This window comes from Novosphingobium sp. 550D, assembly GCF_057401885.1.
Window position 1 is genome coordinate 2,506,518 of the sequence record NZ_CM171613.1, and the last position, 16,115, is coordinate 2,522,632.

Here is a 16,115-nt window from a genome sequence, read left to right on the forward strand (position 1 = left end):
GGCTCACGCTTGCGGCGCCAGCCAGTGATGCGCCAGCGCCAGATGCAGTCGCACACCCGTTTCCATCACCGCATCGTTGAAATCATAATGCGGATTGTGCAGCGGGGGCGGGTTCTCGCCCTTGCCTTGCCCCAGCCAGATATAGGCGCCGGGGCGGGCCTGGAGCATGAAGGAGAAGTCCTCTGAGGTCGCGGCGGGTTCGGGGGCGCGTTCAGCATGGCCAACGGTCGCGGCGATACGAAGCGCGTCCTCCGCAGCGTCTGCATCATTGATCGTAGCGGGATAGTAGCGGTCATAGACCAGTTCGGCGCTGACCTCGAAACCGGTCTCGATCCCGGCGATGATCTTGCGCATGCGTTCCTCGATACGGTCCTGAACGGCGGGGTCGAATGTGCGGACCGTGCCCGCCACAATGGCTTCGCCCGGGATGACGTTATGCGCATGGCCACCATGCATTTGCGTGACGGACAGGACGGCATTCGCGCTGGCCGGGGCATTGCGCGAAACGACGGTGTTCAATTGCTGCACCAGCGATGCTGCGGCCAAAAGGGTGTCATTGGTGTCATGCGGAACCGCCGCATGGCCGCCGCGTCCGCGCAGGGTGATGAAGAATTTGTCCGCGGCCCCCATGATCGCCCCGGCCCGCGTTGCAATCGTCCCGGCGGGCAGGGCGGGCCAGTTGTGCAGCGCATAGACCCGGTCGCAGGGGAAGCGTTCGAACAACCCGTCCTCGATCATGGCACGCGCGCCGCCTTGTCCTTCCTCGGCGGGTTGAAAGATGAAATGCACGGTGCCGTCAATGCCCGAAGGATCGGCGCTCAATGCCTGGGCCGCGCCCAGCAGCATCGCCACGTGGCCATCATGGCCGCAGCCGTGAAAGTAACCTTCATGGCGGCTGGTATATGGCAGGCCGGTCTTTTCATCGATAGGCAACGCATCCATGTCGGCGCGCAGGCCAACGGTACGGGTGCCGGAACCATGGCGCAAAACGCCCACAACCCCGGTGCCGCCAATGCCTTCATGCACCTCCAACCCCGCCGCGCGCAGCGCATCGGCAATGATGCCCGCCGTGCGATGTTCGGCAAAACCCAATTCGGGGTGCGCATGGATATCATGGCGCAACGCCACCAATGGCGCCATCAGCGCAGTAATATCTGTCATGGATCGGTGCCTTAAATCGAGTTGCCGAACAGGCTCTGGATCGGGAAGTGATGTTTGATGAAGGGCGATTTGATCACGACATAGGAGAAATATTTCTCGATCCCGTAATCGCTTTCCAGCATGCCTTCGATGATCGACTGGTAATGCGACACGCCGCGCGTGACGAATTTGAGCAGATAGTCATAGCCGCCCGACACCAGATGGCATTCGACGATCTCGTCCAGTTTGACGATCCGGCTTTCAAAGCGCGAAAAATCGCCGCGACGATGTTCCGACAGCGTCACCTCGGTAAACACCGTCAGAAATTCGCCCAGCTTGCCAAGGTTGAGATGCGCCCCATAGCCGGTGATATAGCCTGCCTGCTCCAACCGCTTTACGCGGGTCAGGCAGGGCGAGGGCGAAAGCCCCACCGCATCGGCCAGTTCGACATTGGTGACGCGCCCGGCCTGTTGCAGCTTGGCAAGGATCTTGAGATCGATGCGGTCTAGTTTGAGGCCGGGCATCATGGGGCGCTATTCCTCTTATTTGCCGATTGCGGCACGAATATCGGCTTGTTCCAGCAATTGGTCGAGCGTCAATTGCACACGATCAAAAATGGTGTCCATTTCTTCATCGGTGCAGGTCAGCGCGGGGGCGAAGCCGATGACGGCATTGGCAAAACAGCGTGCGATCACGCCATTGTCCCATGTCATTTGCGACAGTCGGTCGCCAATGGCCAATTCGGCCGGGAAGGCTTCCTTGGTTTCCTTGTTGGCGACCAGTTCGATAGCGCCCAGCAGCCCGCGATAACGAACATCACCGACCAGAGGATGCGAACGCAGGGCGTCCATCCGCGCGGCAAAACGCTTGCCCACCTTCTCGCCATTGGCCAGCACGCCGCCTTCGCGATAAAGGCGCAGCACTTCAAGGCCGACAGCCGCCGCCACCGGATGGCCCGAATAGGTGCCGCCATGACCTACGGGCAGCGGACTGGCGTCCGCAATCGCCTGATAGATATGGTCGGCCATGAACAAGGCGCCCATCGGGATATAGCCGGCGGTCAGGCCCTTGGCCGTGGTCATGAAGTCGGGTGAGACGCCCTCGGCGTTACAGGCGAACAGGGGGCCGGTGCGGCCAAAGCCGGTGATGACTTCGTCCACCAGCATCAGGATGCCCAGACGGTCGCAAGCCTCACGGATGGCTTTGAGCCAGCCGACGGGAGGCACGATCACGCCGCCGCTGCCCTGAATGGGTTCGCAGCAGAAGGCGGCGACCTTGTCCGCGCCGATCTCGGCCACCTTGGCCTCCAATGCGGTGACGGTGCTGGCAATGACGGCGGCATCATCATCACCATTGGGGTGGCGATAGGGATAGGGCGAGGCAATATGATGCTGCCACTTGAAGGGCAGGTCGAAACCGCGATGGAAATTGCCCAGCGCCGTCAGCCCCGCGCCCGTCGAGGACGAGCCGTGATAGCCCCATTCCAGCGCGATGAACTGTTTCTTCTCCGGCTTACCGATGGCGTTGAAATAGTGGATGATATAGCGCACCGCGCTGTCCACGGAATCCGAACCGCCTTGGGTGAAATAGACGTGGTTGAGGCCTTCGGGCGTCAGCGCGGTCAATTCTGCCGCAAGGCGGATCATTGGTTCGCTGGCGAAATGGAAATAGCCGGTGGCATAGGGCAGGCGGCGCATTTGTTCGGCCGCCGCTTCTACCACGCTTTCCTGGCCATAGCCGACATTGACGCACCACAGGCCGGCAAAGGCGTCGATCACGCGCCTGCCGTCTATATCGGTCAGCCACATGCCGTCCCCGCTGGCCAGCACGCGTGCGCCATGCTCCTCATGGCCCCGGAACGAGGCGACTGGGTGGATCAGGTGATCGCGGTCAAGGTCGATCAGCGAGCGATTGGTCAAGGTTTCGGTCATGTGGCAAACCTATGCTAACGGTTCAGGCGTGTTGCGCCAAACTGCGGCGCGGGTGCGGCATAAAATGCTGTGGATCAGCCGATGGCGGCGGCAATCGCCTTGCCGCATTCCACCGTGTTGGCGCTGCCCTTCAGATCGCCGGTGCGGCCCGATGGGGTGGACAGCACATCCTCGATGGCACGCATGATGCCCGCCGCCGCTTGTGCTTCGCCCAGATGTTCCAGCATCATGGCTGCCGACCAAATCTGGCCCACCGGATTGGCAATGCCTTTGCCCGCAATATCGGGGGCCGAACCGTGGACGGGTTCGAACAGGCTGGGATGTTCGCCCGTGGGGTTGATGTTGCCCGATGGCGCAATGCCGATCGTGCCGGTGCAGGCCGGGCCAAGGTCGGACAGGATATCGCCGAACAGGTTCGATGCCACCACCACGTCGAAACGTTGCGGGTTCATCACGAATTGCGCGGTCAGGATGTCGATGTGATATTTGTCATGGGTCACATCGGGAAATTCCTCGCCGATGGCCTCGACGCGTTTGTCCCAGAAGGGCATCGTGATGGCGATGCCGTTCGACTTGGTCGCGCTGGTCAGATGCTTGGCGGAGCGCTTCTGGGCAAGTTCAAAGGCAAAGCGCAGCACGCGGTCCACGCCCTGACGGGTCATCACGGTTTCCTGAATGACGATCTCGCGTTCGGTGCCGGGGAACATATGGCCGCCGACGCTGGAATATTCGCCTTCGGTGTTTTCGCGCACAACCCAAAAGTCGATGTCGCCCGGCTCGCGCCCCGCCAGCGGACAAGGCACGCCCGGCATCAGGCGCACAGGGCGCAGGTTGACATACTGGTCATATTCGCGGCGGAATTGCAGCAGCGATTGCCACAGCGAAATGTGATCGGGCACCGTCGCGGGCCAGCCCACCGCGCCAAAGAAGATCGCATCGGGGCGGCCGATCTGATCCTTCCAGTCTTCGGGCATCATGCGGCCATGTTGGGCATAATAATCGCAATCGGCGAAATTATGCACCTGAAGGTCGAGGCCGAAGCCATAGGCCCCCGCCGCCTTTTCCAGCGCGCGCAAGCCCTCGGGCATGACTTCCTTGCCAATGCCGTCCCCGGCGATGACGGCGATCTTGTAATTGCGCATGGGTCTTATGCCCCCAATTCCAGCCCACCGATGTGGAAGGCCTTGGTTTCCAGATATTCCTCAATGCCCTGCTGTCCGCCTTCGCGGCCAAGGCCGGATTGCTTGATCCCACCAAAGGGCGCCATTTCCATCGCGATCCCGCCGGTGTTCAGCGCGATCATCCCGGCTTCCAACGCCTCGGCCACGCGGAACGAGCGCGAGAGGTCGCGGGTGTAGAAATAGGCGGCAAGGCCAAAGGGCGTGTCATTGGCCATCTCGATCGCCTGCCGCTCGCTGGTAAAGCGGAAGAGCGGGGCGAGGGGGCCAAAGGTTTCTTCGCTGGCCAGACGCATGTCGGGGTTTGCGTCACCGATGATGACGGGGCGGACAAAGCGGTCATCGCTGCGGCCCTTGCCTTCGCCGATGATTTTGCCGCCCTTGCCCAGCGCATCTTCCAGATGGGCGGAAACCTTTTCGACAGCCGCCGCGTTGATCAATGGGCCGACGGTGGAACCCGCCTCCATCCCCGGCGCGGCGTTCAATTGCCCAACCGCCGCGGCCAGTTTTTCGGCAAAGGCATCATAGATTTCATCGGCCACCAACATGCGGTTGGCGCAAACGCAGGTCTGTCCCGAATTACGGAATTTCGACGCCATCGCCGCCTTCACCGCCAGATCGAGATCGGCATCGGCAAAAACGATCAACGGCGCATTGCCGCCCAATTCCATGCTGGTCCGCTTGATGGTTTTCGCGCATTGTTCGAGCAGCAGCGCCCCCACGCGTGTCGATCCGGTAAAGGACAGCTTGCGCACCAGCGGGCTGGCCGTGATGGCCGCACCAATTGCGGTGGGCATGCCGGTCACGATATTGATGACGCCGGCCGGAATGCCTGCACGAACGGCCAGTTCCACCAGCGCAAGCGCGGTAAAGGGCGTCATTTCCGACGGCTTGATCACCACCGGACAACCTGCGGCCAGCGCGGGCGCGCATTTGCGGGTGATCATCGCGGCGGGGAAATTCCACGGCGTGATCGCTGCCGAAACGCCCACCGGCTCGGTCAGGACAATGATGCGCCGGTCGCGTTCGGGAGAGACGACATTGCGCCCGCCGGTGCGGCGGCCTTCCTCGGCAAACCATTTGATGAAACTGGCGGCATAGCGGATTTCGCCCTGCGCCTCGGCCAGAGGCTTGCCCTGTTCCGCCGTCATGATCAGCGCCAGATCGTCCAGGTTGGCCAGCACCAGCGCATGCCACGCTTCCAGCAAGGCGCAGCGTTCACCTGCCGTGCGGGCGCGCCATGCGGGCCATGCGGCGTTGGCGGCGGCAATCGCCTCCAGCGTATCATCGGCTGTGCAATCGGGCACCGCGCCCACCACGGCGCCGCTGGCCGGATCATTGACCGAGAGCGCATCGCGCGAGGATGCCGAGAGCCATTCCCCGCCGATCAGGGCGGCCTGCTTCAAAAGTGTAGAATCAGAAAGCTGCATGTTTCATCCCATCGCTTGGGCGGAGAGGGCAAAGAGCTTAACGCTCTCGTCGGTTTCGGGCAGTGGACCGCGGGCCATCATGCGGACCGTATCCACGCGGGCAAGGCCAAGCCCTTCAAGCCAGGGGGAAAGCCCGCTGGCCTCGGTTACGTCAAGGCGCGTGAAATTCCCCGCATTCTGCGCCAGCCAGTGCAATATCAGCGCTTTGGCACCGTCGCTGTCGGGCGCAATCACCGGCGCCACCGACCATCCACGGCCAAACCGGCGCAGCAGGGCAAAACCGACCGGAATGTCGTCACGGGTCAAAACGACCGACCTGTCCTGAGCCGTCAACGCGCGCATGGCCGAATGGCGGTCGGTGCCGGTGGCGCGGGAATAGAGATCGCCGGGGCTTTGTTCGGATGCGCCCAAGGGGCGGATACGCTCGCCGCTGCGCAGCGAGGCCAAAGGCGCAAGCGGGACCGTGCCCTGATGCTGATGCAGCACGCCGCAATCGACAAAGCCCAGCTTTTCATACAGCGGCGCGCCCTGAACGGTGGCCTGAAGCATGACGGTGCGATCACCCAGTTGGTCCAGCATCGCCTGCATCAGGCGGCGCCCATAGCCCTTGCCCTGATAGGCGTCATCGACGATGACCATGCCTACGGCGGCGGCCTTTTGCCCATAGGGAAAGCCGATGATCGTGCCGATCACCCGGTCATCATCCAGCGCCACAATGCCTTCGCCCAGCTGGAGGAACAGCGCCCAATCTTCTTCGCGATGGGGCCATGACAGGGCGCGCGACATTTCCACTGCGCGGTCGATGTCCTGGTGCCTCATTTCCCGAAAAGAGATGTCGCTGGATACCAGCTCACCCATCATAACACTCCTGATCCGTTGCTGTGGCACCATGGCCATGTTGATAAAGGGTTAGCGCCGCATGGATGGAATAGGATGCCGCGTTATGGCGCATATCGGAAGATTATGGCGTAGTGCGCTTCGCATCACCCGGTAGATTCTGCTGTGGAGTGGAAGGGCGTTTGGTATCAGCGCCCAATCCCGCGACGGTTGGTGTGAATTCCATGCAGCATGAGATGCCGCGATGGTCTAAAATAATCGCCTTTGGCGGTCTGCAAACATCCCGTTCCGGCGGCGCAAAAGTGAGCCTTCGGAATTATATTCCGAAGGCTCAGCCATCAAAAGGAGCGAACAATATGGATCGCCAAAACGCCCTTTCCCGATTAGGAATTCAGCAAGCAGATCACACCGGTTGCGCCATGTTTGGGGAATGATGGCATAGCCAGCGCATACCCTCTCCCTCGCGCACAGGGGCGGGCACATTGTCGCAAAGCCCGGCGATAGCTTCGGCACACCGAGGTTGAAAGGGGCAAAGTCCCGCAATCCGATCACCGCGCAGGATGGGCGCGTGCGTGGTGTCAAGCCAGCGCGGGTCCATCGTGGGCAGGCTGGATTTGAGCAGATTGGTATAGGGATGATGGCGCGCCCCGTTAAAGGCCTCGCGCGTCGCCAATTCAACCGGCGTGCCGCCATAGAGCACCAGCACCTGTTCGCACAGCGACGAGACGGCATGGATATCATGGCTGATAAACACCGTGGCCAACCCCAGGTCGCGGCGCAGATCTTCGATCAGCGACAGGATTGCGGCCCCAACCACCGTATCGAGGGCGCTGGTCACCTCGTCGCACAGCAGCACTTTGGGATCGGCGGCAAGGGCGCGGGCAAGGTTGACGCGTTGCTTCTGGCCACCCGACAGTTTGGTTACAGGCCGGTCGATCATTTCCTGCGGCAGGCGCGTCAGGTCGAGCAATTCGGCCACACGGCGATCCGCTGCGCTGCCTGTCAGGCCGTGGTAATGCTGCAAGGGGCGCGACAGGATGCGGCGCACACTATGCGCGGGGTTGAGCGCAGTGTCGGCGTTCTGGAACACCAATTGCACCGTGCGGAATTGGTCAAGGCTGCGGTCCTCCAGCTTGGCCGGAAGGGCCGCGCCATTGAGCAGAACCTCGCCCTGTGCTGCGGGCAGCAGGCCTGCGATCACCCGCGCCAGTGTCGATTTGCCCGAACCGCTTTCGCCAATAATGCCCAATGCTCCACCAGCGGGCAGCTCGAAACCGACATCGCGCAGGATGGGTATTTGCGGCATGCCGTCGACCACGCGGCCATAACCTGCCGTCAAACCCTTTACGGCCAGAACCGGCGTGCCATCGCGCGACACTGGCGCCGCAGGCACAGGGTGGGGGGCGTTGAGCAACGTTTGCGTATAGGCTTCACGCGGGGCGGTCAGGATTTGCTCGGCCGCCCCTTCCTCGACCAATCGGCCTTTCAGCAGGACGGCAATGCGGTCGGCCATCTGTGCCACAACGGCAAGGTCATGGCTGACGTAAATGGCCGTCGCGCCACGGCCATGGTTGCATTGCGCCAAGGCTGATTTGAAGCATTTCAGCACTTCAACCTGCGTCGTCACGTCCAGCGCCGTGGTGGGTTCATCAAGGATCACCAATTCAGGATCGGTGATCAAGGCCATGGCCGCCATCAGACGCTGCAACTGCCCGCCCGACACCTGATGGGGATAGCGCGAACCGATGGTTTCGGGTGAGGGCAGGGCCAGCGCGCGGAACAGATCCACGGCCTTGGCCTCGGCCTCCTCGCGCGTCATAATGCGGTGGATCAGGGCCGGTTCGATCACCTGTGCCATAATGCGGCGCGATGGGTTAAACGCGGCCGCGGCGCTTTGCGCGATGTAGGCGATGTGGCGGCCACGGATGGCGGAAAGCTCTTCTTCGCTCTTGCCCTCGATGACCATACCGCCGACGCGGATTTCGCCGCCCGCGATGCGCCCGCCATGCCGACACCATCCCATCAGGGCCAGCGCGGTCGTGCTCTTGCCCGACCCGGATTCCCCGATCAGCGCCAGCACTTCGCCTCTTTGCGCGGCAAAGGAAATGTCCGAAACAATCGGCACATCGCCAACCGACACGGTCAGGCCGGTAACCTCGATATGGGGCGCGCTCATTTCTTGTCCCCGGGCTTGAGGGCATCGATCAAAAGGTTGGTTCCCACGGTCAGCACCGCAATGGTCAGCGCCGGGGCAAGGATTGCCGGGGCGCCTTCGGTCAGGCCAGAGATGTTCTCACGCACCAGCGAACCAAGGTCGGCATAGGGCGGCTGTACCCCAAGGCCCAGAAAGGACAGGCCCGAGAGCAACAGCACCACAAAGACAAAGCGCAGTCCCAGATCGGCGAGCAAAGGGTGGACCATGTTGGGCAACACTTCATGGATGGCGATGGCGATGCGGCCTTCGCCCCGCGCCCGCGCCGCCGCCACGAAATCCAGCGAGGCAAGGTTCATCGCCAGCGCGCGGGCAATGCGGAAATTGCCCGGCACATAGGTCAGCGCACAGATCAGCAGCAGCAAGGGCAGAGACGACCCGCAAGCCGCGACCAGCACCAGCGCAAGGATCTTTGACGGTATCGAAATCAGCGTATCCATCAGGCGCGAGATCACTTCATCCACCCGCCCTCCGGCCAGCGTCGCCCAAAGCGCAAGACATGTGCCGCAGCAAGCCGCCAGCAATGCCGCGCCCAGCCCCAGAAACACCGTATAGCGCGCCGCATAAAGCAATCGCGAAAAGACATCGCGGCCCAGATAATCGCTGCCCAGCCAGAATTTTGAGGAGAGGCCCGAAAACACATCATAATCGACAAACGCGCCCACCGGATGCGGCGCCAGCCAAGGCCCGGCCACCGCCAGCGCCAGCCAGAAACCGACGAAGCCTGCTGCCACGCGGCTTGGCAAAGGCGCCTTGGCCCAAGAAGAAATCAAGCGTTTCATTGCGCACGCAGCCTTGGATTGGCCAGCAGCGCGACCATGTCGGCCACCAGCATCAGCAAAAGATAGGCAGAGCAAAAGATCATGGCGCAGGCCTGCAACAAGGGCATGTCGCGGCTGGTCACGGCATTGACCATCAGGCTGGCAAGGCCGGGGAAGTTGAAGATCGTTTCCACAATGATCGCCCCGCCCATCAAATACGAGAGAGACAGCGCCATCGCGTTCACAATCGGCCCCAGACAATTGGGCAGCACATGGCCCAGCACCACGCGCGAGAGCGAGGCGCCCTTTAACCGCGCCATTTCGACATAGGGCCGGTCAAGCTGATCGGCGATGGCCGCGCGGGTCATGCGCGCCATCTGCGCCACCACCACCACGGTCAAGGACAGGATTGGCAAGGCGCAGGAACGCAACGTATCGCTCCACGTTGCATCGGCCGAAACCATGGCGATCGAAGGCAGCCACGTAAGCTCGACCGAAAAGATCAGCACGCCCACCGTCGCCACCAGAAATTCGGGCAAAGCCACCATCGAAAGCGACGCCAGATTGATGGCTCGGTCGATCCATGTGCCGCGACGAATGGCCGCCACAATGCCCATTAACAACGCCAGCGGAACCGCCAATGCCGCCGTCATCCCCGCCAGCATCAGCGTATTGGGCAGGCGTTCGGCAATGATCTGATCCACGGGCATGCCCGCGACCATCGATTGCCCCGCATCTCCTTGCGCCAGACTGGACAGCCATGTGACGTAGCGAAGGGGCGCGGGGCGATCGAGGCCCATTTCATGGCGCAGCGCCGCCACCTGTTCGGGTGTAGCCGATTGCCCCAACGCTTCCTGTGCCGCGTCGCCCGGCAGCAGGCCCGCAATCGTAAAGATCACCACCGAAACCATCAACAAAGTCAGGATGGACGATCCGATGCGCCGGATCACCATAGGCCACAGCCCGGCCCCCGACGCGCCGTTCTGGGTTGCAGGCGCGCTCATGCCGCCCACCATGCAAATTCGGCAAACTGATAACCCATCATGCCGCCCAGCGGTATCGGGTCCAGCCCGCGCAACCGGCGGTCATGCCCATCAAGAAGGCTGATGAACACAGGGATGATCGAGCCGCATTGGTCATGCACGATCTTTTGCATTTCGCCATACATCGCCTTGCGATTGGCCTCGTTGGTTTCGCCGCGCGCGGCAATCAGCAATTGGTCAAAGCGGGGGTTCTTCCAACCCGTTTCATTCCAGGCCGCGTCGGATTTATAGAAGAGCGAGAAGGTCAGGTCCGCCGTCGGGCGCGGGTTGGTGCTGCCAAAGGTCAACGGGTGACGCATCCAGTGCGTCGACCAATAGCCATCGGAAGGCACGCGCGTTATCGCCAGATCAAGCCCGACCCTTGCGCCATATTCCTGAAGCACGGAGGCCATGTCCACCGAACCTTCGACCGCCGGGCCGCAAAAGATGGGCAGACGGACATTGGTCAGCCCGCCCCGTTGAACATGCCAGCGCGCGCGGTCCAGATCGAGCGCGGTTTGCGGGATCGACGGGTTGTAATAGGGGTGGAATGGCGGGATCGGATGGTCATTGCCGATCGTGGCATAGCCGCGAAACAATGCGCGTTTGATCAACGGCCGGTCACACAGATATTTGAGCGCCGCGACGAAATGCGGATTGCCGCTGGGCAGGCGGTCCATGCGGGCGATCAGGTTGGAATAGAGCGCCGATGGTGTCGCGGCCAAGGCATGGCCGGGCGATGCCTCAACCCGTTTGGTGGAAAGCGGGGCGACCGCATTGATCAATTGCACGTCACCGGCCAGCAACGCGTTCACGCGGCTGACTTCATCGGGAATGGCGATCAATTCGATCCGGTCGAGATAGGGGCGGCCATGGACCCAGTAATCGGGGTTGCGCACAACGACGGTGCGGATGCCGGGTTTGAAATCATCCAGCCGAAAGGCGCCCGTGCCATTGCCATCGGGGCGATCCGCGCCGTGCCGGACGATCAGGAAATGCGACTGGGCCAGAACGGCGGGCAAATCGGCATTGGGGCCGGACAGGCGGATGATGACGCCATGGCGGCCATCGGCCCGCACCTCGACAAATTGCTGCGCGATGCCGGCCATTTTGCTGCCCAGCTTGGGGTCTTTGTGGCGCAGCAGGGAAAAGACGACATCGGCGCTGGTCAATTCGCCGCCGTGGTGGAAATGGACGCCCCGGCGCAGCGTAATATGCCACGTTGTCCGGTCGGCACTTTCAATCCGTTCGGCCAGAGCTGGGCGCGCGATCATGTCCGGCCCGATCCGGGTCAGCCCGGAATAGAGCATATAATGGCGCACATAGTCGGTCGAAAGCGCGCCTTTGGCCGGGTCCAGCGTGTCGGCGGTCGACACCGATTGCGTGGCCACACGGATCGAGCCGCCGCGCTTTGGAACGCCGGCGCTCAAGGCGGGCATGCCCATCAATCCGGCGCTTAACCCGCCCGCCATCATGGTTCGGCGTGAAAAATTCATCATTGGAAATAATCCAGCACGCGATAATAGGCGCCCACAAAGGGCAGGAACCACGGCTTGCCCAAATGGCCGGGAATGGCGGGCCAGGGCAAATCGGCGAAGGGATTGGCCGACATGTCGCCGCCCATCACCTTGGCCATTTGCCCGCCCATATGGGTGGCCATCTGAACCCCGTGGCCGGAATAGCCCATGGCGTAATAAAGCCCGTCATGTTCGCCCGCACGCGGCAGGCGGTCCTGCGTCAGGTCGATGGCGCCGCCCCAGCGATGCTGAATTTCCGTGCCGGCCAGATCGGGGAACAGGCGCAGCATGGCCTTTTCCAGAATATCCGCGCCTTTGAGATCAGAGGCCGGATTGGACAGGGCAAAGCGCGCGCGCCCGCCAAAGACCAGACGATTGTCGGCGGTCAGGCGGAAGTAATTGCCGATGATCCGGCTGGTCACATAATTGCGGCGGCCGGGAAACAGGTGATCGACCATCGCATCCGACAATGGCGCGGTGGCGATGGCAAAGCTGCCCACGGTGACGATACGGCGACGGAACCAGCCAAAGGGCGCCTGCTGACTGGCGCCGCCGGTGGCGATCAGAACCTGCGCCGCGGTGAGCGTTCCGCGTGGCGTTTCGATCCGATGCTGCGCGCCATCGCGTTGGATACCGGTGACGGCGGCCTGTTCCCAGATATGCGCGCCCGCGCGGACCGCGGCATGGGCAAGGCCGATGCCGAAACGCCCGACATGCAATTGCGCGCTGGTATGCTGGATCAGTGCGCCATAGAAACCATCGGCGCGGATTTCGCTAGAAAGACCGGCCGCATCCACCAGCGACACATTGGGGTCCACCTCGGACGAGAGCAGCTTGTAGGCGGCCTCAATCTTGGTGAAATGTTCCGGTTTGGCGGCCAGCTTGGCCCGGCCCGCGCGGCGGAAGTCGCATCCGATACCTTCTTCACGCGCCAGCCGTTCGACCGTGTCCACCGCGTCGCAATGGGCCAGATACCAACGGCGTGCCTTGTCCACGCCATAGGCGGCGGCCAAAGCGCCAAAGTCATGCGCCGTGCCCGCGTTGCATTGCCCGCCATTGCGGCCCGATGCCGCGCCGATCACCGGCCCTGCTTCCAGCAATGCAACCCGTGCCCCGCCCTTGGCCAGCGAGAGCGCCGCCGACAGGCCGGTAAACCCGCCACCGACGATGGCGACATCATAGCGGCCTTCGACCGGCCCGGTCATGCCAGAGGCAAAACCGGGTGCCGTTGCCTGCCAAAGGGAAAGGGCGGGGCGCATCAGGATCAGAGACCCACCAGAGCGGGCAGACAGCCGATGTGGGGGATTTCCACGTCGCGATAATTGGCGTTGCTGGGTTCATGGCCACGGCCCACGAAAACGCGCGTGCCAAAGCCAAGGTCGGTCGCGGTGTTCTGGTCATAGCGGAAGGAGGAGGAGACATGCATGCCGACCTCCGGGCCCCAGCCGAGCTGGTCGAACATATATTCAAACGCCTGCATACGGGGCTTATACGCCTGTGCGCTTTCGGCGGTATAGACGGCATAGAAAGGCGCGCCCAGCTTGGCCACATTGTCGTGGATCTGGCTGTTCATCGCGTTGGACAGGATGACCAGCGGGATCTTGGTGCCGATTTTCGACAGGCCGCCCGGAACGTCGGCATGCGGCCCCCAATTGGGCACCATGTCATAAATCGCATCGCCATAGGCCGTATCATAGGCAACGCCCCACTTTTTGGCGGTGCGGGCAAGGGCGTTGCCGATGACTTCACGATAGGGTTTCCACGGACCCATCGCTTCGTCAAAGCGATAGGCGGAAAAGTCGCGGTTGAAAGCGTCCATGTTGGCCGCGCCGATCACACCGGCGTAAAAATCACTGGCCATTTCGCCCATGTGGAATTTGATGAGCGTGCCGTAGCAATCAAAGCTGATGAACTTGGGAGTGAAAATCGTCATGGTTGCATCCTGCAAAGCGGTGCGTGACCGGCACCGTACACCCCGATAATAGGCCACCACCCGGCCGGAAGAAGAAGCCGATTGCGACAAGCCCAAGGGCGCGCATGCGGTTTTTTACGGCGAACATTCGGCACACTATGCCGCGGGCTTAATATCCCCGACTGCGGTCGATGTCGCCCGCGACGGGCTTTCCGGCCATCACCCCGGCAAGGGCGTCCATCAGAGCATAGACCGCCGTATCGATGCGGGTAACGCCCGCGATATGCGGGGTCAGGAAAACCGCGGGATGCCCGCGCAAAGCGTGGTTTTCGGGCAGGGGTTCTGGGGTGGAAACGTCCAGAATAGCTTGCCCGATCTGGCCATTGTCCAGCGCTTCGATGAGGTCATCCTGTACCAGATGCCCGCCCCGCGCAACATTGATGAGCGCGGCACCCTTGGGCAATTTGGCGAAGGTTTTACGGCACAGAATGCCGCGTGTGTCATCGGTCAGAGGCAGAAGGCAGACGAGTATATCGACCGCGCCCAGAAAGGCATCCATCCCATCGGCGCCGTGAAAACATTCAACGCCCTCGATCTCGCGCTTGCTGCGGCTCCAGCCCGACAGGCGAAAACCGATGGGCGCCAGCATGCGCAGCGCCGCCTGCCCCAATTCGCCAAGGCCCATGATGCCGACGCTGCGTTCGCGGGCCATGCGGACCGGCATATAGGGGAAGGTTCCCGCCCTTTGTCCGGCCACCAATGCCGGCAAATCGCGATGCAGCGCCAGAACGGCCATGGTGACATATTCGGCCATGGTGGTTGTAATGCCCGGTTCGATCATACGGATCACCCGGACATGCGGCGGCAGGATCGACAGGTCGAGTTGATCAACACCCGCGCCAATCGAAAACAGCACCTCAAGATTGGGCAGCGCGGCAATGACTTCCTCGCTGAGCGTCCAGGCGATCAGATAGCGCACGTCCTGTGGATCACCGATGTCGGGCCAGCAGTGAAAAGGCACATGCGGCATGTCGCGGGCAAAAATTTCCGACCATGCCGCGCCGCGCTTGGGATCTCCGCAATGGACGATGGAGGCTCGGGGCCCTTGGGGTTCAAGGCTCATTTGCTTTTTCCTTTTCGGGCGCGGTTCCATGCGATTACGCCGCTGATGGTAAGAAAGAGGAGGGCGGCGGCAAGGCACGCGATGACCAGTTGGCCAATCGTGCCCAGCGCATCGCCGGTGTGCAAGGGCAAGAGCGTCATCCATAACGCAGGCGCATCGGCGGCGCGCGAAATCCGCCGTGCGCCATCCGGGCCTAGCGTGACGGTGTCGAGGTCCCAATGGTTCCGGCTCTTGGCCGCGAAATGGAATGTGGCGTGCCCTGTCGAGGCTATGCGGATATCGCGCAAGGGCTGATCCGGCAAAGCGGCGCGGGCATAGGCGGCGTCAACAGGCAACGCCTGATCCACGCGCGCTGGGCCAGCCAAAGGCGGCACCATCAAAGGCCATACCAGCAACATACCCGTCACCGCCATCATGCCCAGCAGCGCCGAGGCAATGACCCCGGTGGAGCGATGCCACAGGCGCAATTTCAGCCGCTTGGGCGCGCGGGCCGGGATGGACAGGCCTTGCTTGATGCGCGACCTGCCGGGCCACCAGAAAATCAGGCCGCTGATGGCCAGAGCCAGCAGGCCGGTTGCTTCAAGCGCGACTATGGTTGATCCGATGCGCCCGGAAAACAGGCTATTGTGCCATTCCTGCGCCACGCGCCATGGGTCTTGCCAAAGGCTGCCCACGGCCAGAACGCGGGCCGTGGCGGGGTCGATATGGACGAACAGGCGGTGGCCTTGCGCGTTGGCCATGCGCGCCACCACCGCGTCATTGGCGGGGTAATCGAGGCGGAATGTTTGATAGCCGGGCGCTGCGCTTTGCGCGCTGTGCAGCAGGGCCGAGGGCGGCAGCGCAGGTCCGGGCGACATGCTCCATTTGGGCGAGGGCAGCAGCAACAACAGGCCCGTCAGCGCCTGAAGCAGGAGAAGCGGCGCCAGCGTCAGCGCAATGCGGCGATGCCAGATCAGCAGGCTTTTGCGGTTCATTATGTGGCCCTTGTCCATGGCTTTGTGCACGACTGACGCAAAAAAGCCACCGCCTGCTATATCAAAAGCAAGCGGTGG

General features: G+C 62.3%; 14 protein-coding genes. All 14 read right to left on the reverse strand.

Going from position 1 to position 16,115, the window contains the following annotated elements; all coding sequences use genetic code 11:
- Positions 1-3 precede the first annotated feature (3 nt).
- Positions 4-1,161, reverse strand: coding sequence for a M20 aminoacylase family protein (locus AC2S2E_RS11855; RefSeq protein ID WP_486522473.1), 1,158 nt, complete (start codon positions 1,159-1,161; stop codon positions 4-6).
- An 11-nt stretch (positions 1,162-1,172) separates the two neighbouring features.
- The gene (locus tag AC2S2E_RS11860; protein ID WP_476103994.1) at positions 1,173-1,667 is read right to left on the reverse strand and encodes an Lrp/AsnC family transcriptional regulator; all 495 of its coding nucleotides are present in this window, start codon (positions 1,665-1,667) and stop codon (positions 1,173-1,175) included.
- 15 nt (positions 1,668-1,682) lie between these two features.
- Positions 1,683-3,071, reverse strand: a complete 1,389-nt coding sequence (locus AC2S2E_RS11865) for an aminotransferase class III-fold pyridoxal phosphate-dependent enzyme (protein ID WP_486522474.1) — start codon at positions 3,069-3,071, stop codon at positions 1,683-1,685.
- 74 nt (positions 3,072-3,145) lie between these two features.
- On the reverse strand, positions 3,146-4,213 hold the full coding sequence (locus AC2S2E_RS11870; protein ID WP_486522475.1) for a tartrate dehydrogenase: 1,068 nt from the start codon (positions 4,211-4,213) through the stop codon (positions 3,146-3,148).
- 5 nt (positions 4,214-4,218) lie between these two features.
- Positions 4,219-5,679: an NAD-dependent succinate-semialdehyde dehydrogenase gene (locus AC2S2E_RS11875; RefSeq protein ID WP_486522476.1), complete on the reverse strand. Its 1,461-nt coding sequence runs from the start codon at positions 5,677-5,679 to the stop codon at positions 4,219-4,221.
- A gap of 3 nt (positions 5,680-5,682) precedes the next feature.
- Entirely contained in the window at positions 5,683-6,498 is an 816-nt protein-coding gene (locus AC2S2E_RS11880) for a GNAT family N-acetyltransferase (protein WP_486522477.1), read from the reverse strand.
- A 421-nt stretch (positions 6,499-6,919) separates the two neighbouring features.
- On the reverse strand, positions 6,920-8,692 hold the full coding sequence (locus AC2S2E_RS11885) for an ABC transporter ATP-binding protein (RefSeq protein ID WP_486522478.1): 1,773 nt from the start codon (positions 8,690-8,692) through the stop codon (positions 6,920-6,922).
- A complete protein-coding gene (locus tag AC2S2E_RS11890; RefSeq protein WP_476103984.1) occupies positions 8,689-9,510 on the reverse strand; it encodes an ABC transporter permease in 822 nt (273 codons plus the stop codon). The genes AC2S2E_RS11885 and AC2S2E_RS11890 overlap by 4 nt, the downstream gene beginning before the upstream one ends.
- Positions 9,507-10,493, reverse strand: a complete 987-nt coding sequence (locus AC2S2E_RS11895) for an ABC transporter permease (RefSeq protein ID WP_486522479.1) — start codon at positions 10,491-10,493, stop codon at positions 9,507-9,509. The genes AC2S2E_RS11890 and AC2S2E_RS11895 overlap by 4 nt, the downstream gene beginning before the upstream one ends.
- On the reverse strand, positions 10,490-12,007 hold the full coding sequence (locus AC2S2E_RS11900) for an ABC transporter substrate-binding protein (RefSeq protein ID WP_486524591.1): 1,518 nt from the start codon (positions 12,005-12,007) through the stop codon (positions 10,490-10,492). Before AC2S2E_RS11900 ends, AC2S2E_RS11895 begins: the two co-directional genes overlap by 4 nt.
- Positions 12,007-13,287 carry an NAD(P)/FAD-dependent oxidoreductase gene (locus tag AC2S2E_RS11905; protein WP_486522480.1) on the reverse strand — a complete coding sequence of 427 codons (1,281 nt, stop codon included), beginning with the start codon at positions 13,285-13,287 and terminating at the stop codon, positions 12,007-12,009. The genes AC2S2E_RS11900 and AC2S2E_RS11905 overlap by 1 nt, the downstream gene beginning before the upstream one ends.
- Before the next feature lie 5 nt (positions 13,288-13,292).
- Positions 13,293-13,961, reverse strand: a complete 669-nt coding sequence (locus AC2S2E_RS11910) for a haloacid dehalogenase type II (protein WP_476103979.1) — start codon at positions 13,959-13,961, stop codon at positions 13,293-13,295.
- Positions 13,962-14,109: 148 nt separating this feature from the next.
- On the reverse strand, positions 14,110-15,063 hold the full coding sequence (locus AC2S2E_RS11915) for a 2-hydroxyacid dehydrogenase (RefSeq protein ID WP_486522481.1): 954 nt from the start codon (positions 15,061-15,063) through the stop codon (positions 14,110-14,112).
- Positions 15,060-16,037, reverse strand: coding sequence for a PepSY-associated TM helix domain-containing protein (locus tag AC2S2E_RS11920; RefSeq protein ID WP_486522482.1), 978 nt, complete (start codon positions 16,035-16,037; stop codon positions 15,060-15,062). The genes AC2S2E_RS11915 and AC2S2E_RS11920 overlap by 4 nt, the downstream gene beginning before the upstream one ends.
- Between the last annotated feature and the right edge of the window lie 78 nt (positions 16,038-16,115).

Bases quoted from the DNA above. Each gene is read 5' to 3' on its own strand.
- AC2S2E_RS11865 (WP_486522474.1), bottom strand. From the start codon at position 3,071: ATGACCGAAACCTTGACCAATCGCTCGCTGATCGACCTTGACCGCGAT.
- AC2S2E_RS11900 (WP_486524591.1), bottom strand. From the start codon at position 12,007: ATGAATTTTTCACGCCGAACCATGATGGCGGGCGGGTTAAGCGCCGGA.
- AC2S2E_RS11855 (WP_486522473.1), bottom strand. From the start codon at position 1,161: ATGACAGATATTACTGCGCTGATGGCGCCATTGGTGGCGTTGCGCCAT.
- AC2S2E_RS11915 (WP_486522481.1), bottom strand. From the start codon at position 15,063: ATGAGCCTTGAACCCCAAGGGCCCCGAGCCTCCATCGTCCATTGCGGA.
- AC2S2E_RS11895 (WP_486522479.1), bottom strand. From the start codon at position 10,493: ATGAGCGCGCCTGCAACCCAGAACGGCGCGTCGGGGGCCGGGCTGTGG.
- AC2S2E_RS11920 (WP_486522482.1), bottom strand. From the start codon at position 16,037: ATGAACCGCAAAAGCCTGCTGATCTGGCATCGCCGCATTGCGCTGACG.
- AC2S2E_RS11890 (WP_476103984.1), bottom strand. From the start codon at position 9,510: ATGAAACGCTTGATTTCTTCTTGGGCCAAGGCGCCTTTGCCAAGCCGC.
- AC2S2E_RS11885 (WP_486522478.1), bottom strand. From the start codon at position 8,692: ATGAGCGCGCCCCATATCGAGGTTACCGGCCTGACCGTGTCGGTTGGC.
- AC2S2E_RS11870 (WP_486522475.1), bottom strand. From the start codon at position 4,213: ATGCGCAATTACAAGATCGCCGTCATCGCCGGGGACGGCATTGGCAAG.
- AC2S2E_RS11905 (WP_486522480.1), bottom strand. From the start codon at position 13,287: ATGCGCCCCGCCCTTTCCCTTTGGCAGGCAACGGCACCCGGTTTTGCC.
- AC2S2E_RS11880 (WP_486522477.1), bottom strand. From the start codon at position 6,498: ATGAGGCACCAGGACATCGACCGCGCAGTGGAAATGTCGCGCGCCCTG.
- AC2S2E_RS11875 (WP_486522476.1), bottom strand. From the start codon at position 5,679: ATGCAGCTTTCTGATTCTACACTTTTGAAGCAGGCCGCCCTGATCGGC.
- AC2S2E_RS11910 (WP_476103979.1), bottom strand. From the start codon at position 13,961: ATGACGATTTTCACTCCCAAGTTCATCAGCTTTGATTGCTACGGCACG.
- AC2S2E_RS11860 (WP_476103994.1), bottom strand. From the start codon at position 1,667: ATGATGCCCGGCCTCAAACTAGACCGCATCGATCTCAAGATCCTTGCC.